At 56.5% G+C, this 16,507-nt stretch carries 22 protein-coding genes and 2 pseudogenes; 9 read left to right on the top strand and 15 right to left on the bottom strand.

All coding sequences use genetic code 11. The features are described 5' to 3' along the window. Window positions 1–49: 49 nt before the first annotated feature. From AFK66_RS06935 to AFK66_RS21250, 14 genes and pseudogenes are all read right to left on the bottom strand, one after another. The gene (locus AFK66_RS06935; protein WP_032968274.1) at window positions 50–514 is read right to left on the bottom strand and encodes a lysis protein; all 465 of its coding nucleotides are present in this window, start codon (window positions 512–514) and stop codon (window positions 50–52) included. Next, window positions 514–1,137, bottom strand: coding sequence for a glycoside hydrolase family 19 protein (locus tag AFK66_RS06930; protein WP_032983762.1), 624 nt, complete (start codon window positions 1,135–1,137; stop codon window positions 514–516). The genes AFK66_RS06935 and AFK66_RS06930 overlap by 1 nt, the downstream gene beginning before the upstream one ends. 7 nt (window positions 1,138–1,144) lie before the next feature. Further along, on the bottom strand, window positions 1,145–1,417 hold the full coding sequence (locus AFK66_RS06925; RefSeq protein WP_007776138.1) for a phage holin family protein: 273 nt from the start codon (window positions 1,415–1,417) through the stop codon (window positions 1,145–1,147). Then, on the bottom strand, window positions 1,404–1,784 hold the full coding sequence (locus AFK66_RS06920; RefSeq protein WP_032983761.1) for a phage holin family protein: 381 nt from the start codon (window positions 1,782–1,784) through the stop codon (window positions 1,404–1,406). The genes AFK66_RS06925 and AFK66_RS06920 overlap by 14 nt, the downstream gene beginning before the upstream one ends. A gap of 160 nt (window positions 1,785–1,944) precedes the next feature. Further along, window positions 1,945–2,427, bottom strand: coding sequence for a hypothetical protein (locus AFK66_RS22270; RefSeq protein WP_105609544.1), 483 nt, complete (start codon window positions 2,425–2,427; stop codon window positions 1,945–1,947). A gap of 226 nt (window positions 2,428–2,653) precedes the next feature. Next, window positions 2,654–2,983 (bottom strand): annotated as a pseudogene (locus AFK66_RS06915) (antitermination protein Q); the annotation flags it as partial. A gap of 2 nt (window positions 2,984–2,985) precedes the next feature. Then, window positions 2,986–3,150 (bottom strand): annotated as a pseudogene (locus AFK66_RS21255) (phage regulatory protein/antirepressor Ant); the annotation flags it as partial. A 15-nt stretch (window positions 3,151–3,165) separates the two neighbouring features. After that, the gene (locus tag AFK66_RS06910; RefSeq protein ID WP_032968904.1) at window positions 3,166–3,549 is read right to left on the bottom strand and encodes a RusA family crossover junction endodeoxyribonuclease; all 384 of its coding nucleotides are present in this window, start codon (window positions 3,547–3,549) and stop codon (window positions 3,166–3,168) included. 14 nt (window positions 3,550–3,563) lie between these two features. Further along, a complete protein-coding gene (locus AFK66_RS06905) occupies window positions 3,564–4,319 on the bottom strand; it encodes a hypothetical protein (RefSeq protein ID WP_032968278.1) in 756 nt (251 codons plus the stop codon). Next, complete coding sequence (locus AFK66_RS06900; RefSeq protein ID WP_007776155.1) at window positions 4,316–4,645, bottom strand: LexA family protein; 330 nt, start codon at window positions 4,643–4,645, stop codon at window positions 4,316–4,318. The genes AFK66_RS06905 and AFK66_RS06900 overlap by 4 nt, the downstream gene beginning before the upstream one ends. Next, window positions 4,642–5,820 carry a phage N-6-adenine-methyltransferase gene (locus AFK66_RS06895; protein ID WP_007776157.1) on the bottom strand — a complete coding sequence of 393 codons (1,179 nt, stop codon included), beginning with the start codon at window positions 5,818–5,820 and terminating at the stop codon, window positions 4,642–4,644. The genes AFK66_RS06900 and AFK66_RS06895 overlap by 4 nt, the downstream gene beginning before the upstream one ends. Beyond that, the gene (locus AFK66_RS06890) at window positions 5,820–6,056 is read right to left on the bottom strand and encodes a PerC family transcriptional regulator (protein ID WP_007776158.1); all 237 of its coding nucleotides are present in this window, start codon (window positions 6,054–6,056) and stop codon (window positions 5,820–5,822) included. Before AFK66_RS06890 ends, AFK66_RS06895 begins: the two co-directional genes overlap by 1 nt. After that, window positions 6,053–6,949 (bottom strand): conserved phage C-terminal domain-containing protein, encoded by an 897-nt coding sequence (locus AFK66_RS06885; RefSeq protein ID WP_032983760.1) that lies wholly within the window; start codon window positions 6,947–6,949, stop codon window positions 6,053–6,055. Before AFK66_RS06885 ends, AFK66_RS06890 begins: the two co-directional genes overlap by 4 nt. Then, entirely contained in the window at window positions 6,946–7,113 is a 168-nt protein-coding gene (locus tag AFK66_RS21250; protein ID WP_015386538.1) for a DUF4222 domain-containing protein, read from the bottom strand. Before AFK66_RS21250 ends, AFK66_RS06885 begins: the two co-directional genes overlap by 4 nt. A 143-nt stretch (window positions 7,114–7,256) precedes the next feature. Here AFK66_RS21250 and AFK66_RS21245 point away from each other — a divergent pair, with 143 nt between their 5' ends. Both AFK66_RS21245 and AFK66_RS06875 read left to right on the top strand, forming a co-directional pair. Then, complete coding sequence (locus AFK66_RS21245) at window positions 7,257–7,508, top strand: excisionase family protein (protein WP_071603019.1); 252 nt, start codon at window positions 7,257–7,259, stop codon at window positions 7,506–7,508. A 34-nt stretch (window positions 7,509–7,542) separates the two neighbouring features. Further along, the gene (locus tag AFK66_RS06875) at window positions 7,543–8,832 is read left to right on the top strand and encodes a tyrosine-type recombinase/integrase (protein ID WP_007774940.1); all 1,290 of its coding nucleotides are present in this window, start codon (window positions 7,543–7,545) and stop codon (window positions 8,830–8,832) included. 32 nt (window positions 8,833–8,864) lie between these two features. Here the strand turns inward: AFK66_RS06875 and fliE are convergent, their stop codons facing one another. Next, window positions 8,865–9,176: a flagellar hook-basal body complex protein FliE gene (gene fliE, locus AFK66_RS06870; protein WP_004384862.1), complete on the bottom strand. Its 312-nt coding sequence runs from the start codon at window positions 9,174–9,176 to the stop codon at window positions 8,865–8,867. Between the two features lie 230 nt (window positions 9,177–9,406). Between fliE and fliF the strand changes: the two genes are divergently transcribed. The 7 genes from fliF to fliL all read left to right on the top strand — a co-directional run bounded on the left by fliF (window position 9,407) and on the right by fliL (window position 16,506). Continuing rightward, window positions 9,407–11,119, top strand: a complete 1,713-nt coding sequence (gene fliF / locus AFK66_RS06865) for a flagellar basal-body MS-ring/collar protein FliF (RefSeq protein ID WP_023898476.1) — start codon at window positions 9,407–9,409, stop codon at window positions 11,117–11,119. Continuing rightward, window positions 11,116–12,138, top strand: a complete 1,023-nt coding sequence (fliG, locus tag AFK66_RS06860) for a flagellar motor switch protein FliG (RefSeq protein ID WP_004384858.1) — start codon at window positions 11,116–11,118, stop codon at window positions 12,136–12,138. The genes fliF and fliG overlap by 4 nt, the downstream gene beginning before the upstream one ends. Further along, complete coding sequence (gene fliH / locus AFK66_RS06855; RefSeq protein ID WP_007774932.1) at window positions 12,131–12,835, top strand: flagellar assembly protein FliH; 705 nt, start codon at window positions 12,131–12,133, stop codon at window positions 12,833–12,835. Before fliG ends, fliH begins: the two co-directional genes overlap by 8 nt. Then, the gene (gene fliI, locus AFK66_RS06850; RefSeq protein ID WP_012124387.1) at window positions 12,835–14,205 is read left to right on the top strand and encodes a flagellar protein export ATPase FliI; all 1,371 of its coding nucleotides are present in this window, start codon (window positions 12,835–12,837) and stop codon (window positions 14,203–14,205) included. The genes fliH and fliI overlap by 1 nt, the downstream gene beginning before the upstream one ends. 21 nt (window positions 14,206–14,226) lie before the next feature. After that, window positions 14,227–14,670, top strand: a complete 444-nt coding sequence (gene fliJ, locus AFK66_RS06845; protein WP_004388146.1) for a flagellar export protein FliJ — start codon at window positions 14,227–14,229, stop codon at window positions 14,668–14,670. Then, window positions 14,667–15,929, top strand: coding sequence for a flagellar hook length control protein FliK (gene fliK / locus AFK66_RS06840; RefSeq protein WP_007774812.1), 1,263 nt, complete (start codon window positions 14,667–14,669; stop codon window positions 15,927–15,929). The genes fliJ and fliK overlap by 4 nt, the downstream gene beginning before the upstream one ends. Before the next feature lie 103 nt (window positions 15,930–16,032). Beyond that, window positions 16,033–16,506, top strand: a complete 474-nt coding sequence (fliL, locus tag AFK66_RS06835) for a flagellar basal body-associated protein FliL (RefSeq protein ID WP_004388144.1) — start codon at window positions 16,033–16,035, stop codon at window positions 16,504–16,506. The last annotated feature ends 1 nt before the right edge of the window (window position 16,507 follow it).

Below are 16,507 nucleotides of genomic sequence, written 5' to 3'. Positions count from 1 at the left end.
GGATGCCTGTTTATCTAGCCCTTCCTTGTTTAAGGGCATACTGCATTGATTATTTTAGACACTGCTCGCGAACATATTCCTGGAGACCAACCAATTGGCGAGTAACGCTATTTATTCTACGTCTGAGTATGAAATAATCCCGTTCAGCGGCGTAATTAAGTCGGGGGCCGGTGCCATCATCCATGCGGGTGGTGCCGGACGCTCCGTTCGCGGGGCAGGTGGCGTTAAGCTGCAACCGCTTACGGCCAGCAGCCACATCGCGCTCAAGCTGAGCAATATTTTTCTGAGCATCCGCTAAGTCCTTCGTATATTTCGCATCAAGAGCCGCTACGTCGCGCTGACGGCGCTGCATATCCTCAATGTCATCTTTAGCCAGTTTTAATTCACGATTAACTTTGGTTAAAGATGCCTCTGCTTTTGTGAGCGAGGCCCGGTAATAAAGCGCGAATCCAACAGCTGCTAGGAAGAGTAGCGGCTTCCACCATGTCCGAACAAAGCCCCATAGCGCAGCCATCAGAGCACCCGGCGCGCTGCCGCATAGCGGGCCTGTCTGTCTTCCAGCCCGTTCTGCCCGCCGTTAATAATCTGCGTGACGCGCAGCACATCGCCCGGATATTTGAGGCAGCCTTTGCTGGTATAGAACCATGCTGCAGAGCGCGCTGCGGTGGCGTCTTCGGAAAGCAGTTCCGGCGAGCTCACAAGGTCGAGTTTCAGCGCGGCGCCGCAGTTGTGGTAATTTTCGAGCCCGGTGATCTGGATGAGCCCGCGTCCGCGATATTTCCAGCCATCACCCGGGGCGTTATTACCGAGGCGCTTGCTGTAAACCAGATTGGCAATCGCGCGCTGACGCTCAAGGGGGAGCACCTTTTCATACGTGCGGCGGCCCAACATGTTGGCCTGATCCTGAGTTAGCCGGCCAGCCCGGACAAAACCGTTCAACCCTGCGATGCTGTAGTTGAAGCTCTCCACCAGCCTGGTAAAGCCAGTGCTTTCATGGCCGACCTGCGCAATGAACATTGCCTGAGCGACCGGCGCAGTGATGCCGTACTCGCACATCGCCGCGTCAATGTGCGGAAACCAGCGCACAGTTAAGCTGGCGCTTAAACCAGCCGCCTGCTGAAATTGTTGTTGGTTCATTCGGGCCTCAGTACCTGAACAGACGCGCTACGTTGCCCCGGGCACGGAACACGGCGGCGCAGATGATTAAGTTGATGATGACCGACGCCCAGTGTGTGTGGACGTAAAAGTCGAAGGCGTAGCGAAACGGCACCGAGGCATACGCCAGAATAATCAGGTATGCCAGCCACGACGCCCACCAGCGATGGCGGGCACCGGGCTTACGGAACAGCATCAGCCTCAGCACAATGGCCGAGCACGTCGCCACGTTGGTCAGCACCAGAGGATCACTTATTACCATTGGCTCCCCCTCTCCATCGCTGGAACCACTGCGCGGGGTCTTGCTGGCTGGCGAACGTCAGGATTTTAATCGTCAGCGCAGAGAGGATAACGGCCCCCAGTGCATCAAGCGGCTTGTCGCTGTATTCCGTCCAGCTGGCAAGTTTGGAGCCCACCAGTCCGGCACCGTAAACGCCAGCGATATACGAAACAACGAAATAGGCCGCGCGTCTGATCAGCGTTAGGTCTGCCGCGGTGGCAACATAAAAGACCGCACCGGCAAACGCGCCAAAAATTACACCGTAATCTGTGCCGGTCAGCAGTCCGTAGATGCTTGCACCAGTAAGCGCAGCCCCTGTCGCGACAGTTCCCGAAACCGGATCGGACATTTAGCCCCCTCTATATGCTGTGCATCCTCTCTGAGCGAGGGGAAATGTGAACGGTAATTAATATAAGGTTACGCGGATATATTTGATGATGATTTTTATATTGGATACATTGAATAACAAAAAGGCCACCTCTCGGCGGCCTATTTAAAAATTAGTTACTTTAATTAGATAGTCTGGACCTAATCTTTTCAACCACGGTTTCTTTAACAGCCTTACACGCTTCGAAATAGCTATTATCACCGCTATTAAAAGGAATTTCCACGCAGCGATTACCTGGATGTATTTCAATAATGATGCTGCGCCCTTGCTGATACATTCGAATATCAATACTTTCCCAAGAGCCACCGTTAGTATTAATGTCAACTACGGTTTCAAGTACAAAGGATACAGAATTCCTTGCATCAAGAACTAACTCATTTACAGGCTGAAGTCGAGAAAGGCCCTGTTCATTACAGTTAGTTATTCTTGCAAATGGATAAGTCCTATTACCATCAGACCAAACCTCTCTGCCTGTAGATAAGGAATTCCTGTATTGCGTGAGAAACTCACCCGCTTCTTTACGCATAATTTGTGTCAGGTTATTAAGTTTATCCTCAACATCTTGTCTTGCCTGAACAATATCGTCAAATGTGATATGCATCATTCTTCACTCTGTTGCTTGGGGAGATAGTAGCATCTCATTACCCTCGAAAAGTTTGAATGTTATAGAGCTGAATTTTTGATCGAAGCTAAGTTTACGCTACAAAATTTAAAACCCGCTCAATGGCGGGTTCTGAACGGTAGATATACAACGCCCATCGTTAGAAAAATCCTACCCAATTTTTTTGAATTTAGCAAGCATCGTGTCGCTAAAATGTTTAATCAGGCTTCTAACGTGTGACTTCTCGCAGCATTTTTTCCGCGAATGCTTCTTCCTGCCAGCATTTCGTCACCAGCAGATTAATGACGTCAGCAAACCCGCTGTACCACTGGTAATCGGTCATATCAGGCACCAGCACCTGCACCTGACGGCGCGCCAGAGTGGTGGGAAGACGTGCAAACCCTTTACCGCCACATCGTTCACACAGCTTTTGCACCGGCACGCCGTGTAACTCGGTACGCTTACGGTCAAGCGCCGTTCCCCGTCCCGAGCAGTCCCGGCAGGCCGTACTGATAACCCCTTTACCACCGCAGTGATTACAGAGTTCTTCCACTTCCTCTACCCATCAATGACGCTCTTCTTTATTAACCGCTCAATGGCGGTGCATACGTCGGTATGACGTGAACCTACAAGCGAGGCTATTTCCCGGCTGGACATAAAAAGCTCCTGACCTGCCAGCGCCGCATGATGCTTAGGGCAAAATGAAATCGGGTGTGTCTGGTTCATAGGTTTCTCCATCTGTCAGGCGGCTGCACCCGCCACAAAGTTACTGATCGTTATTTCCACCTTCCCTTTGCTGGTTACCGGGCCCCATTCCACCAGCATCTTTTTCACCTGGCTGTCGTCCTCCCAGACATGGGCCAGCGTCAGCGCATCGAAAAGTGCCTTCAGATAGTTATCCAGATCGCGGCGTTTCCGGTCAGGCGGATAAAGCACCACCTCCACCGCCAGCAGGCTGGTGACAGGCCTGGGTATGCGCCGCAGTTGCTCAACAACTGCCGCTGCGGCATTGCTCTGATATTTGCGCCCGTCGGCGCTGACAAGGTGACGGCCTTTTAGCGGCCCCTTAGTCGGGGCGCGCCAGTAGCTGTTAACACTGGGAGGGAATGGCAGGATGAGTTTCATATTCATAACCCTCCCTAAACCGCTAATTGCAGCTGCATTACAAGCTTATCCCTCTGCTCGCAATAGCTGAGTGAGCCGGGACTGTTAAAGGATTCGATACGTTCAACAAGCACAGCGGCTCTGGTTTCTTTGGAAGCTGGCGCGTAGGCTCCTGACCAGGCTTTATCAATCCCAATATTCCTTGCAACGTTTGTGCTGTCGGCACTGGCAAGTGGTAGCTTTGTAAAAATGAGCGGGTTCAGCATGCGCAAGCCGTGCAGTTTCGTTACTGGTTGTCCGAAATCATCCGTTATATGACGTATGAGGTCTTTTATGCGTGCCACAGCCAGATTCGGACTTTTAACGTCATATTCTCCGCAACTACCAATTGCCACCCGCGGATAGTGTTTGCAGAGGCGAATAAAGCGATCATCGCTCTCGTTCATGTGCCAAACAGGAACCCCGAAAAAGGCACCATGTGGCCATTCATTGAGTAAAGCCTCATTCTCAGCTTCACCACCATCGATCACGTCCGGGATGATTGCAAAATCGAAACCGGGATGATTTTTCCAGCGTGCTACAAATTCGTAATAATCTCGCCAGTCGATTTTGTTACGTCCTGCAGCCTTCCATGCAGTGAATGCACCATTGTCCAGCGCGAATGACTGGCAATATTCAGATACAAGGTTTATTTGGCCCGGATGTGCAAACGAGACAAAGGCATGCCTTCCTTTCCATGCGCGAATGGCGCAGGTATCAGGAGTGATTGGTCCACCGTGATAATGGATCAAGATATCCTCCTCAGCCTTTCAAGAAACAATACAGCCTTAGCTTTCGCGTTCTCATCACCAGCAACCATCGCGCGCAGCAAAGTAACTGCCTCATCTTCTTTGGCCCTGCCGTTGATGGTGATGCCGCGGGCGACGCCTTTTGATAACGATATGGCGCCTTTCTTCTCCAGCTTACGCAGCATATCGGTCGCAGCGTTGGGTGAAGCGGCCCCCATAAGCTGGGCCACTTCTTTCTGCGTCGGCGGGTAACCGTTTCGTCTCTGGAAATCCGCGAGCATATTCAGCACCTCCTGCTGGCGGGCGGTCAAAGCAGAGGTGGAATTCATGCCGCTTTCTCCCGCGCGCCAGCCATTTCGCGAATGGAGGCTCTAAGCTGCCGAATGTTCCGCCAGTGCGTGGTGTCAATTGCCCCGACAACCAGCAGAAACTCATCCATCGCCAGGCCATGCTGCTCTTCAGCTTCGCGAGCGACCGTCGCAAGCCGTTCGTGCATGTCTTTCCGCTCCGCATCGTCCTGAAAAACAAAATCATTGAGGGCCATAAAAGCACGCAGCTTGACGCCGTTGTGATGCTCTTTAATCAGCGACTGCGCGCGCGAAATGACGTCTGCGGTCACCGTCACCAGCATCGGGCTTTCTACGGAGTCCGCGGCCCAGCTGTGAGCAAAGCGGGATTCATGGAACGCATACGCCTCTTTGCTGCCGAACGCCGCGCAAGCACAGGCCCATACCTCAACGCCGCTTCGTTCCAGGATGTCGGCTGCTGTCAGTGGCAACTCTGTTTCAGCAGCCTGCAGTTGCGGCTCAGTTTCTGAATGCGGATCTGTTTCATCCTCATCAGGTTCCAGGCGGTTACTCATCAGAAGGCGTTCAGCCTGACGGCGTATCTGTGCAATAAACGCGTCGCCGTGCGCTTCCAGCTCGTCGCGGCTGATGTAACTCATTGCCGGGCCGCGCCAGGTCCTATCGAATACCGCAATGGCACCCGCAAAAAACGCGCCGGACGGGATCTGCTTTTCGTCTTTAGGTACAAACCAGGACGGAAGATCGAAACCGATGCGGCCACGGATAAAGGCGATGTGATCCGCGTCTTCCGGCCACCAGACCTCGCTGGTGGCCGCTTTAATCAAAAAGACGTACCGCCCGCCTTTTTCCCGCATCTCGCTGGCGTGCTGCATGATGTAGCGCATGCCGGTGATGTACTGACCGTCGTGCCTGGACGCGCGACTGTACGGCGGGTTGCCGAACGCGGCGCCGTTGAGCTCGGCCAGACGCGCGGACCAGTCCTGCGTCAGCGCGTTATCTTCCGCTGTGTAATAAGCCTCACATTTGGCGTTCTCGCCATCAGAGAACAGGTCCAGTACGAGCGGGCCGAACATGGCGTTGATGCCCCAGAAAATATTGTCCGGCGTGCGCCACTGATCGCCGACTTCCTTAAGTTCGTGAGCCGGTTTGCTGCGCAGCGCCGCCAGCGCCTGGTTATAAGTATTCAACGCGTGCATCACAGTTCCCCCACATAGTTACCGGCCAGATAGCAACGGCCTTCCACGTAACCAACGCGGTTACTCATCTTCAGGCACTGGGTTCGCTTCTTCGCCAGCCGTTCGCGGTCCCGGTTACTCTTCGAAGCATCGAACGCAGCCAGGTAAACATGCGCGGCGCGGCGCCACAGATGCTGTCTTTCCAGCTGGCAGGCCAGCTCTTCAAAAACCTCGTGTTTCAGCTTCTCGTTTTTCATGATCTGAACCCCTCCGGAACCTGGCTGTAATCAACACCGGCATAGCTGGCTTTAAATGCGCTGTTGTCACGCTGCACACTGCGCTGCTTCCACTGCTGGCGGGACGGGCGTCCGCGCTCTTTCCAGCGGGTGGCGCTCAGCAGGTAGCCTTCAAGCTTGCCCGGGACGAACAGCGTCTGCGGGCGCATGTAGTCGTACATTTCCGTGTCGTGCCAGTGCTCGTGTTTGTAGTCGACCACGAGCTGCAGGTCTTCCACGGAATGCCCTTCGCGCAGCCGGGCCCGGATGTTCTCCAGTGAGGATTTCGAGTTCTGGTAACGCGCGCCGGTGACCAGATTCAGGTGCTTCAGCACAGCAATCGCTTTATCGGTGATCAGCTGCTCAGCGTCGGGTTGCCCGGCAACCTGACAAGAAGGTTTTTTATCTGATGGTTCTTGTTTTGAAGTTACTGACGGATCGTGTCCAGATTCTGGACCCTGAGAAGCGCTGTTTTTGCGGTTTTCCGGACGTTCAGATTCTGGACGTCCAGCTTCTGAACCTTCAGATTCTGAACGTCCAGATTCTGAATGTTCAGAAACCGGACCCTGAGAATAAGCACCGGCAGCCGCCTGGCGCAGGCGCGGCACGTTCAGCGTGTAGATGTTGGTACCACTGCGCTGGCCCTGACGGCGTTCTTTACGGGTCAGCCATCCGTCACGCTCAAGCTCACCAACTGCGGTAATTACGGTGCTGCGACCGGCGCCAATCTGGCGCGCGATGGTGTCGACGCTGGGCCAGCTGATACCTTCATCGCTGGAGAAATCAGCCAGGCGCGCCAGGATCAGCAGCTTCGTGCCTTTGATTCCGGCACTCGCGCAGCCATCCCACACGTACGCTGATAACTTAACGCTCATGCATCCACCCTTTTGAACTTCTCGCGGAACCGCTCAACAGGCTGCATGCAGTCGTGCGGGTAACCCGCGCGCCGGAAGATAACCTGTCGTTTTTCTGGGTCGTAACCGGTGACGTGGACTTCAGTTCCCCGCCAGTCGCGGTATCGTCTGTTGAGTTCCTGCACGCGAAAGCCTCCGCCTGGCGGTTAAACTCCCCTACCATCTGCTGAACGAGCTGGTAGCTGACGGGCACGCAGTGGCCTGATACTCTCACTGCATACCGGTACTGCACCGGACCGGCTCCGCCCGGTACCGGCAGCGCAATAAGTTGCGACCTGCGGTAACGCCAAACAAATGGATCACCGAAGATAAGCTCGTCGCCGTTACCGGGCTCCGCCCCGGCACGATCGCCAAAGCGCGCAAAACATCCTGGATGCAGGGCCGGGAATACCTTCATATCGCTCCAGATGGTGAACCGAAGCCAAACAGCGAATGCGTTTATAACTGCGAAGCGATAAATGCGTGGATTGAACGACAGGCTGCAAAACAGCCTGGTGCTGTTTTGTCTGGAAAGGCTTAAGCTATGGTGCGCTCTTGGACGTTGGGAGGCTTCAATGAGTAATACGTCTTACCCAACGGGTGTAGAAAACCATGGCGGCAAGCTGCGCATATGGTTTCTGTATAAAGGAAAGCGTGTCAGGGAAAACCTCGGTGTCCCTGACACCGCTAAAAACCGCAAAGTGGCCGGGGTTCTGCGGGCCTCTGTTTGTTTTGCTATCAAAACGGGCTGCTTTGATTATGCGAATCAGTTTCCTGACTCGCCAAATCTGGAGAAATTTGGGGTAAACAAAAGAGAAATTACCATCGGGGCGCTGGCTGAAAGATGGCTTGGCCTCAAACGTATGGAGATAACAACCAATGCCATGCGACGTTACGACTCAATCGTAAAAAATGTGATCCCGATGATTGGTGAAAAAAAATTGGTTTCGGCGATTAACACTGAAGCTCTGCTTTACCTGCGAAAAGAGTTGCTGACAGGCTACCAGATCCTTTCAGCCGGAAAAACAAAGCCGGTTAAAGGCAGATCAGTACCAACTGTTAACGCGTACATGTCAGTTCTGCATGGCATTTTCAGATTTGCCGTTAGCGGTGGTTACATTGAGAAAAGCCCGTTTGAGGGAATATCCCCCCTTAAAAAGGCAAAGCCTGAACCAGATCCGCTAACGCGGGAGGAGTTTTCAAGGGTGATCGAAGCCTGCGGCAATCTGCAGATAAAAAACTTCTGGTCGCTCGCTGTATATACCGGATTAAGACATGGGGAGCTTTGCGGACTGGCCTGGGAAGATATCGATTTAAAGGCTGGAACGCTGATGGTTAGAAGAAACCACACGATGATGAAAGAGTTCACGCTACCGAAAACTCAGGCTGGCACAGACAGGATCGTTTACCTGATCAAGCCTGCACTGGATGTACTGAAACGCCAGGCAGAAATGACACGTCTTGGTAAGCAATATCAGATCGAAGTTAAGCTGCGGGAATTCGGACGCTCTACCATCCACCCTTGCACTTTTGTCTTCAATCCATCCCTGAGCGCCACCAACGGAAAAGCGGGCCATCACTATGCTGTGGCTTCAGTAAACCAGAGCTGGGAAGCGGCACTGCGACGCGCTGGCGTCCGGTATCGGAAAGCCTACCAGTCGCGCCATACATACGCATGCTGGTCATTAACAGCAGGAGCAAACCCCAATTTTATCGCAAACCAGATGGGGCATGCTAACTCGCAAATGGTGTATCAGGTGTACGGTTCCTGGATGTCCGATAACAACCGTGAACAGATCACCATGCTAAACCAGAAATTATCTGACTTTGCCCCACCCATGCCCCAGGTGATGGGCTCAGATTAGTTAATTTCAAACTTATCAGCGAGTTAAACCTATCAAACCTGCATATTCATAATGTCCTGGTACGCCGCAACCAGCTTATTGCGCACCTGGATGCCCATCTGCAGCGAGATAGACGATTTTTGCAGGTCGACCATCACATCGTTCAGCGCCACGCCCGGCGTGCCGATTGCGAATTTTTCCGCCTGAGTGCGGGCGGCGTTTTGCGTATCGCTGATACGTCCAAGCGCGGCCTGTAACTCTCCGGCGAAACTCACGGAGGGCGGCGTCTCAACAGCATTATTGCGCGCCACCTGCATGGTGGCCTGCATCTGCTGGAGTACCCCTTCAATACCCTGAATAGCCATCTTTTACCCCTGGATGATTTTTCAACGGGGTGCAGAGTAACACTTTGTCAATGGGATAAAGGCTCTAAATAACGATAAAAAACCAACCTATTTGACCCATAGAAAAACGCGCGACAGCCAATAATGACCCTCGCCATCCAAGTGGAACTTTAGTCGTGCTTGCCGACCCGGGAGTCCGTTTTGCTTCATAACACGCATTATTCTGTCAACGCTGAGTCAAGAGGGGCGCAATGACTGCCGCAGCTTCAACTCAAACGCCACAAAATAAAACCGTAGAGTGGCTCAACCGCTTACGCGCAAACCCGAAGATCCCCTTAATGGTGGCCGGGGCCGCCGCGGTGGCTATTATTGTGGCTCTGGTGCTCTGGGCAAAACAGCCGGAGTACCGCGTGCTTTACAGCAATCTGAGCGATCAGGACGGCGGCGCTATCGTCACCCAGCTGACTCAGATGAACATTCCTTACAACTTCGCGGATAATGGCGCTTCTATCATGGTGCCTGCCGAGAAGGTATACGATCTGCGTCTGCGTCTCGCCCAGCAGGGGCTGCCGAAAGGCGGCGCCGTGGGCTTTGAGCTGATGGATCAGGAAAAATTCGGCATCAGCCAGTTCAGCGAGCAGGTTAACTACCAGCGCGCGCTGGAAGGCGAGCTGGCGCGTACCATCGAGACGTTAGGTCCGGTGAAGAATGCGCGTGTACACCTCGCCATGCCGAAGCCCTCTTTATTTGTTCGCGAGCAGAAATCCCCTTCCGCGTCGGTCACGCTTAACCTGCAGCCGGGCCGCGCGCTCGATGATGGCCAGGTCGCCGCCATCGTGCACATGGTGTCCAGCGCCGTCGCGGGCCTGCCGCCGGGTAACGTGACGCTGGTCGATCAAACCGGTCGCCTGCTGACGCAGTCCGGCACCGGCGCTCGTGACCTTAACGACGCGCAGCTCAAATACGCCTCCGATGTTGAAGGCCGTATCCAGCGCCGTATCGAATCTATCCTTGCGCCTATCGTCGGCACCGGCAACGTCCATGCCCAGGTTACCGCGCAGATCGATTTCTCTAATAAAGAACAGACCGAAGAGCAGTACCGCCCGAACAGCGACCCGTCGCAGATGGCCGTCCGTTCTCGTCAGTTGAACACCAACGACCAGGTGGGTGGCGCTTATCCGGGCGGCGTACCGGGCGCGCTCTCTAACCAGCCTGCACCGGCGAATAGCGCACCGATTGACGCGCCTGCCGGCCAGAACAATGCTCAGAACGCCAACGGTCAGAATGCGAATGGTCAGAACGCGCAGCGTACCCAGAGCACCAGCACGGCAGGTGCGAGCAGCGGCCCGCACAGCAGCCAGCGTGATGAAACCACGAACTACGAAGTGGATCGCACCATTCGCCATACCAAAATGAACGTGGGCGACGTGCAGCGTCTCTCCGTCGCGGTAGTCGTGAACTACCGTCAGCTTGGCAACGGTAAGCCGCTCGCGCTGACCGCCGAGCAGCTGAAACAGATTGAAGACCTGACCCGCGAAGCGATGGGCTACTCCGACAAGCGCGGCGATACCCTGAACGTGGTCAACTCGCAGTTTACCGCGAGCGATGAATCCGGTGGCGAACTGCCGTTCTGGAAGCAACAAGCGTTCATCGATCAGCTTCTGTCCGCAGGCCGCTGGCTGGTGGTGCTGATTGTCGCCTGGCTGCTGTGGCGTAAAGCGGTTCGTCCGCAGTTCCAGCGCCGCGCTGAAGAAGTGAAGCGCGTTCAGGAAATGCAGCAGCAGCGTAAAGAAGTGGAAGAGTCCGTGGAAGTTCGCCTGAGCAAAGACGAACAGACGCAGCAGCGCCGCGCGAACCAGCGCCTGAGCGCCGAAGTAATGAGCCAGCGTATCCGCGAAATGTCAGACAACGATCCGCGCGTGGTCGCGCTGGTCATCCGCCAGTGGATGAGTAACGAGCTATGAGTAACGCTAATTCCAACGCTAATGCCAATGGTCTGTCGGGTACCGATAAAAGCGCCATTCTGCTGATGACCATCGGCGAAGACCGCGCGGCGGAGGTGTTCAAACACCTCTCGCCTCGCGAGGTGCAGCACCTCAGTGCCGCGATGGCGAGCGTGCGTCAGATCTCTAACAAACAGCTGACTGACGTGCTGGCGGAGTTTGAACAGGAAGCGGAACAGTTCGCAGCGCTGAGCATCAACACCAACGACTACCTGCGTTCGGTGCTGGTCAAAGCGCTGGGCGAAGAGCGCGCCTCCAGCCTGCTCGAAGATATTCTCGATTCCAAAGAGACCACTTCGGGTATGGAAACGCTCAACTTTATGGAGCCGCAGAGCGCCGCCGACCTTATTCGCGACGAACACCCGCAGATTATCGCCACCATTCTGGTGCACCTCAAACGTGCTCAGGCGGCGGATATCCTGGCGCTGTTCGACGAGCGTCTTCGTCACGATGTGATGCTGCGTATCGCCACCTTCGGCGGCGTCCAGCCGGCGGCGCTGGCGGAGCTGACAGAAGTGCTGAACAACCTGCTCGACGGCCAGAACCTCAAGCGCAGCAAAATGGGCGGCGTGAGAACGGCGGCAGAAATTATCAACCTGATGAAAACGCAGCAGGAAGAAGCCGTTATTACGGCAGTGCGCGAATTCGACGGCGATCTGGCGCAGAAAATCATCGACGAAATGTTCCTGTTCGAAAACCTGGTGGAAGTCGACGACCGCTCCATCCAGCGCCTGCTGCAGGAAGTGGAGTCCGAATCTCTGCTTATCGCCCTCAAAGGCGCCGAGCAGCCGCTGCGCGAGAAATTCCTGCGCAACATGTCGCAGCGTGCGGCCGATATCCTGCGCGACGATCTGGCCAACCGCGGGCCGGTGCGTCTGTCTCAGGTGGAAAACGAACAGAAAGCTATCCTGCTCATTGTCCGTCGTCTGGCGGAAACCGGCGAGATGGTAATTGGCAGCGGCGAGGATACCTATGTCTAATAAGCTTCCCTGGCAGCGCTGGATGCCGGATGACCTCTCCCCGCCTGTAATGCCGGAATTTATGGCATTCGACGAGACGGTCAGCGGCGAAAGCGAAGAAGTCGACGAAGAGCAGTTACGCCTGCAGCAACAGCAGCAGGCGCTGGTGATGATGCAAACCCAGGCGCATGAGCAAGGCTTTAACGCCGGGCTCGCCGAAGGGCGTCAGCAGGGCTTCGAGCAGGGCCGCCAGGAAGGCCATTCCAAAGGATTTGAACAAGGGCTCGCCGAAGCGCGCGCCCAGCAGGGGCCAATACACGCGCGTATGCAGCAGCTGGTGAGCGAGTTCCAGTACACCCTGGACGCGCTCGACAGCGTCATCGCCTCGCGCCTGATGCAGATGGCGCTGGAAGCCGCGCGCCAGGTGATTGGCCACGTTCAGGTGGATAACAATCATCTGATTAAGCAGATCCAGACGCTGTTGCAGCAGGAGCCGCTGTTCAGCGGCAAACCGCAGCTGCGCGTGCATCCGGACGATTTACAGCGCGTCGAAGAGATGCTGGGCGCGACCTTAAGCCTGCACGGCTGGCGTCTGCGCGGCGACCCGACGCTCCACCCGGGCGGCTGCAAAGTCTCCGCGGATGAAGGCGATCTCGATGCGAGCGTGGCGACGCGCTGGCAGGAACTGTGCCGCCTGGCCGCACCAGGAGTGGTGTAATGACCGCCCGTCTGACCCGCTGGCTCAATACGCTCGATAACTTCGAGACCAAAATGGCGCAACTGCCGTCGGTGCGCCGCTACGGCCGCCTGACCCGCGCCACCGGCCTGGTGCTGGAGGCGACCGGGCTGCAACTGCCGCTCGGCGCGACCTGCATTATCGAACGTCAGGAAGGCACGCAGCTCCAGGAAGTGGAAAGCGAAGTGGTCGGCTTTAACGGCCAGAAACTGTTTTTAATGCCGCTCGAAGAAGTCGAAGGCATTCTGCCGGGCGCGCGCGTCTATGCCCGTTCGGGGGGTGGCGAAGGGTTACAGAGCAGCAAACAGCTGCCGCTCGGCCCGCAACTGCTTGGCCGCGTGCTGGACGGCGCGGGCAAGCCGCTCGACGGTCTGCCCTCCCCTGACACCGAAACCACCGGCGCGCTTATCACCCCGCCGTTTAACCCGCTGCAACGTACCGCCATTGAAGATGTGCTGGATGTGGGCGTGCGCCCGATTAACGCCCTGCTGACCGTCGGTCGCGGCCAGCGTATGGGCCTGTTCGCGGGCTCCGGCGTCGGTAAGTCGGTACTGCTCGGCATGATGGCGCGCTACACCCAGGCGGATGTCATCGTGGTGGGGCTTATCGGCGAGCGTGGCCGTGAAGTTAAAGACTTTATCGAGAACATCCTCGGCGCCGAAGGGCGCGCCCGCTCGGTGGTCATTGCCGCCCCGGCGGATGTCTCTCCTTTATTACGTATGCAGGGTGCCGCCTACGCCACCCGCATCGCAGAAGATTTCCGCGACCGCGGTCAGCACGTCCTGCTGATCATGGATTCGCTGACCCGTTACGCGATGGCGCAGCGTGAAATCGCGCTGGCCATCGGCGAGCCGCCCGCGACCAAAGGCTACCCGCCTTCGGTGTTCGCCAAACTGCCCGCGCTGGTCGAGCGCGCCGGTAACGGCATCAGCGGCGGCGGCTCGATTACCGCGTTTTATACCGTACTGACCGAAGGCGATGACCAGCAGGACCCGATCGCCGACTCCGCGCGCGCCATTCTTGACGGCCACATCGTGCTGTCGCGTCGCCTCGCGGAGGCCGGTCACTATCCGGCGATTGATATCGAAGCGTCCATCAGCCGCGTGATGACAGCCATCATCAGCGAAGAGCATTACGCGCGCGTGCGGACCTTCAAACAGCTGCTTTCAAGTTTCCAGCGCAACCGCGATCTGGTGAGCGTTGGGGCTTATGCCAAAGGCAGCGATCCGATGCTGGATCGCGCCATTACGCTGTGGCCGCAACTGGAAGCGTTTCTGCAGCAGGGTATTTACGAACGTTCCGGTGTAGAGGATGCGTTGCAGGCACTGGAGCTTATCTTCCCGTCAGTATGATGAGGTATGAGGGAGGTAGCCATGAAACAAAATGGCGCGCTGAACACGCTTAAAGATATGGCTGAGAAAGAAGTCGACGATGCCGCGTTGCGGCTTGGCGAAATGCGTCGCGGCTGTCAGCAGGCGGAAGAGCAGTTGTCGATGCTGATGAATTATCAGCAGGAATATCGCAATAACCTGAATCAGACCATGACCCAGGGGATTGCCAGTAACCGCTGGGTCAATTACCAGCAGTTTATTCAGACGCTGGAGAAAGCGATTGAACAGCATCGCCTCCAGCTTACGCAGTGGAATACCAAAGTCGATCAGGCGCTCTCGTTCTGGAAAGAGAAAAAGCAGCGTCTTCAGGCCTGGCAAACGCTCCAGGACCGGCACGCCAGCGCGGCGCTGCTGGCGGAAAACCGGCTCGATCAAAAAAGAATGGATGAATTTGCCCAGCGGGCATCAATGAGGAAAGGCGAATGATTACGTTGCCCAATGTTGTGCTTACCAGTGACGTCGATGCGACAGGCACCGGTGCCGGGCTGAAAGGCGCCGATGCGAAAGGCGGCGGCTCGGCGCAGGATTTCCTGGCGCTGTTAGGCCAGCATTTCTCAGGCAAGCTGCCGTTTGACGACGGTAAAACGCTGTCGCTCGCGCAGTTGCAGGGTGCCGGTAAAGAGACGCTGGCGGGTAAAACGCTGGCTGATGCCACGGCGGGCCAGCAAGGCGTGCAGAACGATCTCGCGCGTCTGCTGGATCAACTGACCAACGGCGAAATCACCCCGGCCGACCTGACGCTTGCCGCCGGCGACGCGCAGACGGTAATGCCGGGTGCTGAGAAGCCCGCGCTGAAAACCGCTGGTCTTGACGATGATAAAAAACTCAGCGATGAAGATATGGCCGCGTTAAGCGCCCTCTTCGCGATGCTGCCGCAGACACAGCAGCCGAACGCGGCGGCGGGTGCAACAATGCAGACCCAGGCCCAGGGCGTAGCCGCACTGAGTGCCAGCGGCTTTAGCCCGGCGGCGAGCCTGACCCAGACGCTCGGCAACGCCAAAAGCGATGCCAAAACCAGCGCGAAAACTGATGACGCCGCCACCCCGCTGATGGCCGCCGCTGCGACTGCGCCGGTCACCGGCCAGACGCCTGCGGATGTTGTCGCGCCCGTCTCGACGCTCGATAAAACCGCCGCGGATGTGAGCAGCACGCAGGTGCCGCATAACCTGAACCTGCACGCGCTGGCCTCCACGACCACGCAAGGTGCCCAGAACACCACGCCGGCAATGACGATGCCGACCCCGCAGGTCACCGCACCGCTCGGCACCCCGGACTGGCAGAACTCGGTGAGCCAGCACATCACGCTGTTTACCCGCAACGGCCAGCAGAGCGCCGAGCTGCGCCTGCATCCGGAAGAGCTGGGCGCGGTACAGATTAGCCTGAAGATTGATGACAACATGGCGCAGGTGCAGATGGTGTCGCCGCACAGTCACGTGCGTGCAGCGCTGGAGGCGGCCCTCCCGACGCTGCGTGCGCAGCTCGCGGAGAACGGCATTCAGCTCGGTCAGAGCAGCATCAGCAGCGAAAACTTTAGCGGTCAGCAGCAGCAAAACAACCCGCAACAGTCTGCCGCATCCCGTTCCGGCGGCGCTTTTAGCCTGAATGGTGAAGAAGAAGCGATTGCCGCTCCGGCAAGCCTTCAGGCAGCCGCTCGCGGTAACGGCGCGGTCGATATCTTTGCCTAACGCCAGAGGTAACGTGATTATTCCCGTTTTTTCCAGGCTTTGACTGCGCGCAGAGACGGGATAATCACTCTATCGCAGTACTGATACAGGAAACCCGAGTCTGATGACTGACAGCGCAATCACCAAAGGTAAAGGCCGTAAACGCTCCATCTGGATCCCGTTACTGGTCATTATAACTCTCGCTGCCTGTGCGACGGCAGGTTACAGCTACTGGCGTATGCAGCAGCACGGCACCACCGCGGCTAAAGCGGCGCCAGAACCGCCGCCAGCGCCGGTCTTTTTCGCACTGGATACCTTCACCGTGAACCTGGGTGATGCCGACCGTGTGCTGTACGTCGGTATTACGCTGCGTCTGAAGGACGAGGCGACCCGCCAGCGTCTGAGCGACTACCTGCCGGAAGTACGCAGCCGTCTGCTGCTGCTCTTCTCGCGTCAGGATGCCTCGCAGCTCGCAACCGACGAAGGCAAACAGAAGCTGGTGGAAGCGATTAAACAGACGCTCTCCGCGCCGCTGGTGGCAGGACAACCGAAGCAGGTAGTGACTGACGTCCTCTACACTGCCTTTATTCTGCGGTAAA

It is taken from the genome of Cronobacter malonaticus LMG 23826 (assembly GCF_001277215.2).
GTDB lineage: Bacteria > Pseudomonadota > Gammaproteobacteria > Enterobacterales > Enterobacteriaceae > Cronobacter > Cronobacter malonaticus.
Note: the sequence above shows the minus strand (reverse complement) of the source record. Positions and strands in the feature narration are given on the sequence as shown.